The organism is Pseudophaeobacter leonis (assembly GCF_002087335.1).
Classification (GTDB): domain Bacteria; phylum Pseudomonadota; class Alphaproteobacteria; order Rhodobacterales; family Rhodobacteraceae; genus Pseudophaeobacter; species Pseudophaeobacter leonis.
Genome location: NZ_MWVJ01000068.1, coordinates 49,249 through 60,328 on the forward strand (window position 1 = coordinate 49,249; position 11,080 = coordinate 60,328).

Below are 11,080 nucleotides of genomic sequence, written 5' to 3' on the forward strand. Positions count from 1 at the left end.
TCTCGCCGCCTTGGCCATGTTTGTCTCAATATGAATTTGAGGAGATGAATATGCGGCTTGCAGGAAAATGCGCCATCGTGACTGGCGGAGCTTCGGGGTTTGGCCTTGGCATTGTTGATAAATTCCTGGCCGAAGGCGCCCAGGTCATGATCGCCGACATCAATGAGACAGGTGCCGCACAGCTGGCTGATGCCCGCGGCAACGCAGCCATTGCCCAGCAGGTCGACGTCTCGGAGGCCGCCTCGGTCAATGCCATGGCAGAGGCCGCGATCAAGGCCTTTGGCCAGGTCGATATCCTGATCAACAATGCCGGCATCACCCATCTGCCCACCCCCCTGGACGAGGTGAGCGAGGAAGATTTCGACCGGGTCTTTAACGTCAATATGAAGTCGGTCTACCTGACCGCGCGCGCCCTGGTGCCGCACATGAAGGCGCGCGGCACAGGCGCCATCCTCAACGTGGCCTCAACAGCCGGTGTGTCACCACGCCCCAACCTCAACTGGTACAATGCCTCCAAGGGCTGGATGATCACCGCAACAAAGGCCATGGCGGTTGAGCTGGCCCCCAAGGGCATTCGCGTCAATGCGATCAACCCGGTGGCCGGAGAGACACCGCTGCTGAAATCCTTTATGGGCGAGGACACCCCTGAGATGCGCGCCAAATTCATCTCAACCATCCCCATCGGCCGCTTTTCCACCCCCGAGGACATGGGCAATGCCGCCTGCTATCTGTGCTCGGACGAGGCCAGTATGGTCACTGGTGTCGCCATGGAAGTCGACGGCGGGCGCTGCATATGAAGACGGTAAATCTGGCCGAGAAACTGGCACTGTTTGACACGCACTGGGACCCCAAGGTCGTGGCCGACTACAATGACAACGAGATCATGGTGGTCAAATTTCAGGGCGCCTTTCCGTTTCATCTGCATGAAGACACCGATGATTTCTTTCTGGTGCTTGCGGGCGAAATGGTGATGGATATCGAAGGTGATGACTCGCATACTGTGCGGACTGGCGAATTATTCGTGGTGCCAAAGGGCGTCACCCACCGCCCCCGTGCAGATCACGAATGCAAGGTTTTGCTGATCGAACCCAGGGGAGAGCCAAATTCCGGTGATCCCACAACAGCCGCCGCCAAGAACCGGATTTAGTCCGTAAATCTGCCGGGACGGATCTGTCGTCATGACATCACCTCCCGGCACTTTGCGCCGGATCAAAGACCCCATCAGAATCACGCCTAAAAGGAAGAGGTGAACCTGCCTCCCCTGCGGCTTTGAAACAGGACATCACGGGATGAGCCCAACACCTATGAAACCTGACCCCATGAAACCAGGCCCCAAGAACCTTATCACCGATGTGCCCGGCCTGCTGGTTGGTAATGCTCAGGATGAGGCGCTGAAATCCGGCACCACGGTTCTGCTGAGCGCTGAGCCGCTGGTCGCCTCGGTGCATGTCATGGGCGGCGCGCCCGGCAGCCGTGAGACGGATCTTTTGGCGCCCGATAAATCCGTGGCCAAAATTGACGCGCTGGTGCTGTCTGGTGGGTCCGCCTTTGGGCTGGATGCCTGTTCAGGCGTGGTGGACGGTCTGCGCGCCCAGGGGCGCGGTTTCGCCCTGGGGCCTGCGATCATCCCGCTGGTGCCCGGCGCCATCCTGTTCGATCTGCTGAACGGTGGCGACAAGGACTGGCAGAACAATCCCTATCGCGCTCTGGGCCGTGCCGCCTTTGAGACCGCCTCCACTGATTTCGCCATCGGCAGCCACGGCGCGGGCACCGGGGCGCTGACGGCGATGCTCAAGGGCGGGCTGGGCTCAGCTTCGTTTGTGCTGGACAGCGGCGTGACGGTTGGGGCCCTGGTTGCGGCAAATCCGATGGGCAGCGTCACCACACCCGGGGATCGCCACTTCTGGGCGGCACCATTTGAAGTTGACGGAGAGTTTGGCGGCGCAGGACCTGACAGCGCTGCGGGGCTGGGACGCAGGCTCGACAGTCGCAAGATGCAGGCGATGCGCGATCTGGCCGCCGCAGGCTCTTTGCCTGATGAGCGCGGCAATACCACCATCGCAATCGTGGCCACCGATGCCGCCCTGAGCAAGGCCCAATGCCAGCGCATAGCCACCGCCGCCCATGACGGTATCGGGCGCGCCACGGTTCCGGCGCATGCCCCCGGCGACGGCGATCTGGTCTTTGCCGCCAGCACCGGCGCGCGCAGCCTGTCGAACATAGAAGCAGAGCTTGGCAATATCGGCCATGCCGCTGCACTTTGTCTCAGCCGGGGCATCGCACGGGCCATCTATAGCGCCACCCCAAAAGAAAAGGACCTGCTGCCCTGCTGGAGCGAAAATCCGCACAGCAGCACCTGATCTCAAGCCTAGATGCGGCAGATTCACCTGTTGACTATCCCGGTCGAGAGATGCCGTATTCGCCCAGCCAACTCAAATTCGGAGCAAGCACATGAAACCCATTCTGACAGCAGCCCTTCTCAGCCTTCTGGCCGCCCCCGCCTTTGCCGAGGGCGATGCCGCAAAAGGCGAGAAGAGCTTTAAAAAATGCAAATCTTGCCACATGGTTGTCTCGGACACAGACGAAACAGTCATTAAGGGCGGCAAAACCGGACCAAACCTCTGGGGCGTTGCTGGGCGCACCGCAGGCAGCTATGAGGGCTTTAAATATGGTAAGGATCTGGTTGCCGCCGGTGAAGCCGGTCTGGTCTGGGATCTCGAGAGCTTCACCGCTTTCACCGCGGATCCCCGCGGCTTTCTGCGGACCCATCTGGACGACAATAAGGCCAAATCCAAGATGTCTTTCAAACTGAAAAAAGGCGCTGAAGATATCTATGCCTTCCTCTCTCTGCATGGCCCGGTAATGGATGCCGCAGAAACCAGCGAAGAGCCCGCTTCGGAGTAACTCCTCCGTCACGTCCCGAACGCAGCGATGATTTTGCAATCCGGGATAAGGAAATGCCTGAATTCTGGGCACCTAAGGCCGCATCCTCAGGGGCGCGGCCTTTCGCGTAGTTGCTTTGCGGCGCGCCCCGCGATAGCCAGTGCAGGCTGCGCTTTGACGGCAGATTATCATGGACCCGGAATGCCCCATATGATCCCGGCCTGGGTGAACGGCGAACTGACACCGGTGGAAAAGCTCCTGGCGCATGAACAGGGGCTAAAGCACAAGGCTGTCTCGGTGTTTGTGGTCAAAGGCGTGAAAATTCTGCTGCAACGCCGCGCCTTGGAGAAATATCATACCCCTGGTCTGTGGGCCAATACCTGCTGCACTCATCCCATGTGGGAAGAGGAGTCCTCGGCCTGCGCTGTGCGCCGGATGGGGGAGGAGCTGGGCATCCGGGGCCTGTACCCCGAATTTCGCCATCAGCTGGAATACCGTGCGGATGTGGGCCACGGCATGATTGAACACGAGGTGGTCGACGTCTTTCTTGCCCATGCGCATCGCCCCCTCACCCCCGTCGCCAACCCCGATGAGGTGATGGAGACCCGCTGGATGGACTATCATGATCTTCTCGCCGAAGTGCAGCGGCATCCCGAGCGCTTTACCCCCTGGCTGAAGATCTATCTGCACAAATATGCCGATGTCATCTTTGGCCCGGATTTGATCATCGCGTCCAAGACCTGACACTGGCGTAACACTGGCTTGGCGCTGGCGTAACACTGGCCGAGCGCTGGCGTCGGCACCGTGCTGCCTGTTGGTTTTCCCTTGCCTTCGCTCAGAGCAATATGGTTTGTGTGGCGCCGCACATTTGGAGGCAGACTTACGATGACCATTCTCATTGCAGGCGGCGGCATCGCCGGGCTGAGCCTTGGCCTGACGCTGCACCAGATTGGCGTGCCCTTTCATATCTATGAACCGCCAATGAGTTGCGCCCCATGGGGGTTGGTATCAACCTGCAGCCCAATGCGGTGCGCGAGCTGTTTGACCTCGGGCTGGAGGCTGAGCTGGATAAGATCGGCATCCGCACCCGGCAACTGGGGTTTTACACCAAGCTGGGCAAAACCATTTGGGAAGAGCCGCGTGGCCTGGAGGCTGGTTACGCCTGGCCGCAATATTCCGTCCACCGGGGCGCACTGCAGATGATGCTCTACCAGGCGCTGATCGCACGCGCAGGCGCTGACTGCATCACTTTGGGCGCGCGCGCCGTAGGGTTTGAGCAGACAGCGACAGGCGCCGCGCTGCTGCTGGCCGATGGCACGCGCAAAAGCGGCAGGTTGATTGTGGCGGCAGATGGCATCCATTCGGCCCTGCGCCAACAGATGTATTCCGAGGAAGGCGCGCCGATCTGGAACGGCCGCATTCTGTGGCGCGCCACCACGCAGGGAAGGCCATGGAAGGGCGAGGCCGTCATGGTCATGATCGGTCACGACAGCCTGCGCATGGTGGCCTATCCGATCTCGCGCCCTGGCCCGGATGGAACTGCAACCCTGAACTGGATTGCGGAAAAGAGTTTTGACCCTGAGGCGCCGTGGAAAAAGGAAGACTGGAACCGCGCCGCCGACATCAATGATTTCATAGCCGAATTTGAGGATTGGCGCTTTGACTGGATTGATGTGCCGGGTCTCATTCGGGGCGCTGAAACCGTTTACGAGTATCCAATGGTAGATCGCGATCCGCTGCCGCAGTGGCGGTTTGGCGCGGTTAGCCTGATGGGGGATGCGGCGCATCCAACCTATCCTGTGGGCTCAAACGGGGCCAGTCAGGCTATTCTGGACGCACGTATCCTTGGGGCGCGTTTTCTGGCGCAGGGTGTCACCGAGGCAGCGCTTGATGCCTACGAGGATGAGGTGCGCCCGCTGGCCACAGCCATCTGTAAGACCAACCGCGCGGGCAAAGGGCCGGATGGGGTGTTGCAGCAGGTCGAAGATCTCTGTGGCGGCGATTTTGTCACCATCGAGGATGTGATCCCGCATGCGGATCTCGCGGCACATGCAGCGCGCTACAAATCCATCGCCGGATTCTCGATTGAAGCACTGAATGCCAGCCCTGCTACGATCCCGGCCACAATCCCAGCCGGTGAGCGCCTGCGCGATTAAGGCAGCGCTCCCGCCCGTCATTGGGCATGATACATGCCCTCTTCCCGTTGGGCATAGCGCCGCGCTGCCGCGCGGCGTGCGCTCTGCGGCATCCCATGCGTCAATGTGCAACCGCGCCGCGCGATAGCGCGGCGCCATGCCCAAGGCCGCCAAGGTCTCTCGGCGATAGCCGGGAGCCTGCGGGCGCGGGAGCCCCCCCTTGGATCGAGAATTTCGCCTGCTTTTGTCGATGGTCAGACGCCCATCACCGCCTGTACCGCGCGCTGCCAACGGGCATAGGCCGCTTCCCGCTGCTCTGGTGCCATCTGTGGTGTGAACTTTCGATCCAACGCCCAGGTCGCGGCAAATTCCACCTGATCCGGATAGATCCCGGCCTGCATGCCCGCCAGCCACCCTGCCCCCAGAGCCGTGGTTTCTTGCATGACAGGTCGATCGACTGCGGCGCCAAGCAGGTCTGACAGGCTTTGCATCGTCCAGTCGCTGCCGCTCATGCCGCCATCCACCCGCAGGGTCACATGGGTATCCCCCGTCCAGTCGGCCCGCATCGCCTCCCAAAGATCCCGCGTCTGATACGCCACGCTTTGCAGCGCGGCACGGGCAAATTCGGCAGGGCCGGAACTGCGGGTCAGGCCAAAGACGGCACCGCGGCATTCGGGCTGCCAATAGGGCGCACCAAGCCCGGTAAAGGCAGGCACCAGCAACACATCCTGCTCAGGATCGGCCTGGGGTGCCAGCTCTCCGCTCTGCGACGCCTGCGCAATAATACCCAACCCATCGCGCAGCCACTGCACTGCCGCCCCGGCAATAAAGATCGACCCCTCCAGCGCGTAGGTGGTCTTGCCATCCAACTGATAGGCCACGGTGGTCAGCATGCGATTGTTTGAGACCACCGGCGTCTCGCCTGTGTTGAGCAGGGCAAAACACCCGGTCCCATAGGTCGATTTCATCATCCCCGGCTCAAAACAGGCCTGGCCTATCGTTGCCGCTTGCTGATCCCCAGCAACGCCAAGGATGGCGATCTCAGCCCCACAGATCTCGGGCAGCGTGGTGCCAAAATCGGCGGCGCAGTCCTTGACCTGCGGCAGCATCGCCATGGGCACATCCAGCAGGGCGCAGATCTCAGCACTCCAGCCCCCCTCGCGAATATCATATAGCATGGTGCGCGAGGCATTGGTGGCGTCGGTGACATGCGATTTGCCCCCCGTGAGCCGCCAGATCAAAAAGCTGTCGACAGTGCCAAACAGCAGCTCTCCTGCCGCTGCCCGTACCCGCGCCTGAGGCACCTGATCCAGGATCCAGCTCACCTTGGTGCCAGAAAAATACGGATCCAGCAGCAGGCCTGTCTTATGACGGATCATCGGCTCATGGCCTCCGCTACGCAAAGCCTCGCAGGTCTCGGCAGTGCGCCGGTCCTGCCAGACAATAGCGTTATGGATCGGCTTGCCGCTGTCCTTTTCCCAGACCACGGTGGTTTCGCGCTGATTGGTAATGCCAATACCGGCGATCTCGGTGACGGCGATGCCCGCCTCGGCAATCACCTGACGACAGACTGCAACCGTTGTGGACCAGAGGTCCTCAGGATCGTGCTCTACCCAGCCGGCCTTGGGGAAATGCTGCGTGAACTCTTGCTGCGCCGCGCCCACGGCCTGCATACGCGCACCAAACAAGATCGCCCGTGTTGACGTGGTGCCCTGATCGATTGCCAGAATATATGTCATGTCCCGCCCCTTGATGGATCTCCTCAGGGCGGGACACTAGCGGCAACATGTTACCGCTGCCAGTCCCTGCTAAAACTTTAGTTAGCCGACGGCGATATTATCGATCAGCCGCACGCCCTCTATCCAGGCCGCCACAAACAGCCGCGCCGTGCTCTCGGCAACCTGCAACGGCTGCAGATCCTCGGCGGCGCAGAGCGACAGGTATTCAACCTCATCAAACCCCGCCGCGATAATTTCTGCCTGCGCCGCCGCGCAGAGGGCATCAAAGCGACCTCCGGCCGCCAGATCTGCCGCCAGACGCGTCAAAATGGGATGCAGGCGACCCGCTTGCCGCAATGCCCCCGCTGACAGGCGAGAATTGCGCGAGGACAGGGCCAGCCCCGACACCTCACGCACGGTTGGGCAGCCGATGACCTCGATGTCGATATCCAGATCCCGCGCCATGCGCCGCACCACCATCAGTTGCTGATAGTCTTTTTCGCCAAAAAACGCCTGATGCGCCCCGGTTTGCAGAAACAGTTTTGCCACCACCGTGGCCACCCCGTCAAAATGCCCCGGCCGACAGGCCCCCTCCATCACATCCGACACCCCGGAGACCGAGACACTGCTGGCAAAGCCTTGCGGGTAGATCTCCTCCGGGTCGGGCACATAGATCACGTCAACACCGTAGGGGGCCAGCAGCCTGGCATCTTCATGTTCGGTGCGCGGGTAGTTGGCCAGATCCTCTGGACTGTTGAACTGTTTGGGATTGACAAAGATCGTCACAATAACGCGGTCACAGGCGGCTTTGGCGGCTTCTACCAGCGACAAATGTCCCGCGTGCAGAGCGCCCATGGTGGGGACCACGCCGACGCGCTCTCCCGCGCGAATCCACCCCGCATGTTTTGAGCGCAGATCAGCAAGGCGCCGAAGGATAGGAGCTGTCATGGCAGGGGTCATAGGAGGGGTCACTTCTTGACAGGGGACTGAACTGGGGACTGGTCGGCAAAGACATGTTCGGCCGCAGGGAAGCTGCGGGCGCGCACCTCGCTGGCGTATGCGGCGATGGCCGCCTCGGCCCGCTCTCCCAGATCGCTGTAGCGTTTGAAAAACTTCGGCTTGAAGGCGGTAAACAGCCCCAGCATGTCATCCACCACCAGGATCTGGCCATCACAGCCCGCAGAGGCGCCAATGCCGATGGTGGGGATTGCCACGGCTGCGGTGATCTCATCTGCGAGGCGCTGAGGCACCTTTTCCAGCACCACGGCAAAGGCCCCCGCTGCTGCAACCGCATGAGCATTTTCCAGCACAGCGGCACCCGCCTCATCGCGACCCTGCACCTTATAGCCGCCAAGGGCGTTGAACGACTGGGCGTCAGGCCCAGATGCGCCATCACCGGGATGCCGCGCTGCACCAGAAACCGGATGGTCTCGGCCATCTCGACACCGCCCTCCAGCTTGACCGCCGCAGCTCCGGTTTCGCGCATCAGCCGCGCCGCATTGGCAAAGGCCTGCGCAGGCCCCTCTTCATAAGAGCCAAACGGCATATCAATCACCAGCATGGCGTGGCTCAGGCCACGCGCGACGGCCGCGCCATGCAGAATCATCATCTCCATGGTGACGCCCAGCGTCGACGGCAGCCCGTGCAGCACCATTCCAACGCTGTCACCGACTAAAATAAAGTCACAATGCTGGTCCATCATCTGGGCCATCGGCGTGGTATAGGCCGTCAGGCTGACAATTGGCGTCTTGCCCTTTTTTGCAAGGATATCCCCTGCGGTGAGGGCCTGGTTTTTTGCGGTCGCGCTCATGGTATTCCCTGGTTTCGTACGGGTTGCGCACCTTTAGCAACTGACGCCACGCGCTTCCAGTGGACGAAATGCCTCGTGCCCCTTGATTACCCAGAGGCAAAGAGAAAACCTTGTCTACAAAGCCCCGGGAACAGGGGATCCACCGTATTATGGGAGTTGAAAATGACATTCAGATCAATCGTTTTTGCCGCAAGCTCAACACTGGCGCTGATGGCCGGCGCGGCTTTGGCCAAGGATACTGTCACCATTGGGTTGCAACTTGAGCCGCCGCATCTTGATCCCACCAGCGCTGCTGCCGGCGCGATTGACCAGGTGCTCTAGTCCAATGTGTTCGAAGGCCTTACCCGGTTCATGGGCGATGGCTCTTTGGTGCCGGGGCTGGCCAAAAGCTGGGATATCTCGGCCGATGGCCTCAGCTATACCTTCCATCTGAACCAGGGCGTCACCTTTCACGATGGCAGCACAATGGACGCAGAGGATGTGAAATTCTCGCTGGATCGCGCCCGTGCCGAGGACAGCACCAACGCGCAAAAGGCGCTGTTTGCCGATATCGCCAGCGTTGATGTGGTGGATGCCGCCACCGTCAAAGTGACCCTGAGCACAGCCAACGGCAACATGCTGTTCAACCTCGCCTGGGGCGACGCTGTGATCGTTGCGCCCGAAAGCATCGCAGACATCAAGACCACACCTGTGGGCACCGGTGCCTTTAAATTCGCAAGCTGGGTGCAGGGCGACCGGATCGAGCTAGAAAAGAATGCCGCCTACTGGGGCACGCCCGCACATCTGAGTGGCGCGACCTTTAAATTCATCTCGGACCCCACCGCCGCTTTTGCTGCCGTGATGGCGGAAGATGTGGATGCCTTTGCCGGCTTCCCAGCGCCTGAGAACCTGCCGCAGTTTGACGCTGATCCGCGCTTTCAGGTGCTGGTTGGCTCGACCGAGGGTGAAACAATCCTTTCGACCAACAACAAGCAAGCACCGTTTGATGATGTCCGCGTGCGCAAGGCGCTGGCCCATGCCATTGATCGTCAGGCCATCATTGATGGCGCGATGTTTGGCTATGGCACCCCAATCGGCACGCATTTTGCACCGCATAACCCGGCCTATACCGATCTGACCGGCAACTCGGCCTATGATCCCGCGCAGGCCAAGGCGCTGCTGGCCGAGGCAGGTCTCGCGGATGGCTTTGCAACCACGCTGCACCTGCCGCCGCCGTCATACGCCCGTCGCGGTGGTGAGATCATCGCCGCCCAGCTGGCGCAGGTGGGCATCAAGGCCGAGATCATCAATGTGGAATGGGCTCAGTGGCTGGAAACCGTGTTCCGCGGCAAAAGCTTTGGCCTCACCGTCATCAGCCATACCGAACCCATGGACATCGGCATCTATGCCCGCCCTGAGTATTACTTTCAGTACGACAATGCGGACTTCCAGGCGCTGATGACCACGCTCAACGCCACCACGGACCCCGATCAGCGCATGGCGATGCTAAAGCAGGCGCAGGAAACCATCTCAAACGACTATGTGAATGGCTACCTGTTCCAGCTGGCCGCGCTGAGCGTTGCCAAGGCAGAGCTGCAGGGTCTCTGGGCCAACGCCCCGACCCAGGCCACCGATCTGACCGCCGTCAGCTGGGCTGAGTAACCTATATACCCCCTTGCCGGGCGCCAGTCTCTGTGCCCGGCAAAAGGCTCTATTTCAGGACATATGCGATGATTGATCTTTACCCGGCCGGCTCCCGCCCCAGCCGCAAAGCCCCGGCGCAGTGGTTCACCGGCGAGGTCTGGATGGACCCGATCATCGACTCTCAGCCGCCGGCGCGGGTCAATGCCCTGCGGGTGAGCTTTGCCCCGGGCGCGCGCACAGCCTGGCACACCCCATCCTCTGGGCCAGACCCTGCATGTGCTCTCAGGCAAAGGTCTGATCGCGATGCGCGACAGCGCCCCAAAGGAAATGCGGGCCGGGGATACCATCTGGATCCCCGCCGATGTCGAACACTGGCATGGCGCCGCACCAGACACCGGCATGGTGCATCTCGCCATCCAAGAAGCCATTGAGGGATCAGCGGCGGACTGGCTGGAACATGTCAGCGATGCAGACTACCAGCGTCCCACTGATCGCGCCTGACGCCCATGCTTCGCTATGCCCTGAAACGTGCTGTGTCGCTGATGATCAGCCTCGCGGTCGCCTCGATTGTGATCTTCTTTGTCATCGAGGTGGCACCTGGCGATCCTGCCTCCTTTATGCTGGGGATCAATGCCGAGCCCGAAACCGTCGCGGCCCTGCGCGCCGAGCTGGGCCTCGACCAAAGCAAGGCGCAGCGCTATCTCGCCTGGGTTGGCGGTATGCTGAGCGGTGACTTTGGCACCTCCTATACCTATCGCACTCCGGTCACTGCCATGATTGCGGATCGTATGTGGGTCTCGCTGCCGCTGGCGCTTTATGCGCTGCTGCTGTCGACACTGATCGCCTTTCCGGCCGGCATCTATGCTGCCGCGCGGCGCGGCAAGGCCGGCGATATGGCGGTGATGGGAGCG

General features: G+C 61.1%; 9 protein-coding genes and 3 pseudogenes. 9 read left to right on the forward strand and 3 right to left on the reverse strand.

Features of this window, described 5'->3' with window-relative positions; genetic code table 11:
* Positions 1–50: 50 nt before the first annotated feature.
* From B4968_RS15255 to B4968_RS15280, 6 genes and pseudogenes are all read left to right on the forward strand, one after another.
* The gene (locus B4968_RS15255; protein ID WP_083100352.1) at positions 51–797 is read left to right on the forward strand and encodes an SDR family oxidoreductase; all 747 of its coding nucleotides are present in this window, start codon (positions 51–53) and stop codon (positions 795–797) included.
* Positions 794–1,147, forward strand: coding sequence for a cupin domain-containing protein (locus B4968_RS15260; RefSeq protein ID WP_083100340.1), 354 nt, complete (start codon positions 794–796; stop codon positions 1,145–1,147). The genes B4968_RS15255 and B4968_RS15260 overlap by 4 nt, the downstream gene beginning before the upstream one ends.
* A 172-nt stretch (positions 1,148–1,319) precedes the next feature.
* Positions 1,320–2,360: a P1 family peptidase gene (locus tag B4968_RS15265; protein WP_083100353.1), complete on the forward strand. Its 1,041-nt coding sequence runs from the start codon at positions 1,320–1,322 to the stop codon at positions 2,358–2,360.
* 91 nt (positions 2,361–2,451) lie between these two features.
* A complete protein-coding gene (locus tag B4968_RS15270; RefSeq protein WP_083100341.1) occupies positions 2,452–2,904 on the forward strand; it encodes a c-type cytochrome in 453 nt (150 codons plus the stop codon).
* A 180-nt stretch (positions 2,905–3,084) separates the two neighbouring features.
* Complete coding sequence (gene idi, locus B4968_RS15275) at positions 3,085–3,627, forward strand: isopentenyl-diphosphate Delta-isomerase (RefSeq protein ID WP_083100342.1); 543 nt, start codon at positions 3,085–3,087, stop codon at positions 3,625–3,627.
* Between the two features lie 141 nt (positions 3,628–3,768).
* Positions 3,769–5,039, forward strand: a pseudogene (locus B4968_RS15280) (flavin-dependent oxidoreductase).
* 233 nt (positions 5,040–5,272) lie between these two features.
* On the opposite strand, the gene glpK reads toward B4968_RS15280, so the two are convergent.
* The 3 genes and pseudogenes from glpK to panB form a co-directional block, all read right to left on the reverse strand.
* The gene (glpK, locus tag B4968_RS15285) at positions 5,273–6,757 is read right to left on the reverse strand and encodes a glycerol kinase GlpK (RefSeq protein ID WP_083100343.1); all 1,485 of its coding nucleotides are present in this window, start codon (positions 6,755–6,757) and stop codon (positions 5,273–5,275) included.
* Between the two features lie 81 nt (positions 6,758–6,838).
* A complete protein-coding gene (panC, locus tag B4968_RS15290; RefSeq protein ID WP_083100344.1) occupies positions 6,839–7,684 on the reverse strand; it encodes a pantoate--beta-alanine ligase in 846 nt (281 codons plus the stop codon).
* A gap of 20 nt (positions 7,685–7,704) precedes the next feature.
* Positions 7,705–8,546: pseudogene (gene panB / locus B4968_RS15295) on the reverse strand (3-methyl-2-oxobutanoate hydroxymethyltransferase).
* 162 nt (positions 8,547–8,708) lie between these two features.
* Here panB and B4968_RS15300 point away from each other — a divergent pair.
* The 3 genes and pseudogenes from B4968_RS15300 to B4968_RS15310 all read left to right on the forward strand — a co-directional run.
* Positions 8,709–10,187 (forward strand): annotated as a pseudogene (locus tag B4968_RS15300) (ABC transporter substrate-binding protein).
* 201 nt (positions 10,188–10,388) lie between these two features.
* Positions 10,389–10,670 carry a cupin domain-containing protein gene (locus B4968_RS15305; protein WP_338153278.1) on the forward strand — a complete coding sequence of 94 codons (282 nt, stop codon included), beginning with the start codon at positions 10,389–10,391 and terminating at the stop codon, positions 10,668–10,670.
* Positions 10,671–10,675: 5 nt separating this feature from the next.
* The coding region (locus B4968_RS15310; RefSeq protein ID WP_139792859.1) for an ABC transporter permease family protein at positions 10,676–11,080 on the forward strand (405 nt) is incomplete at its 3' end.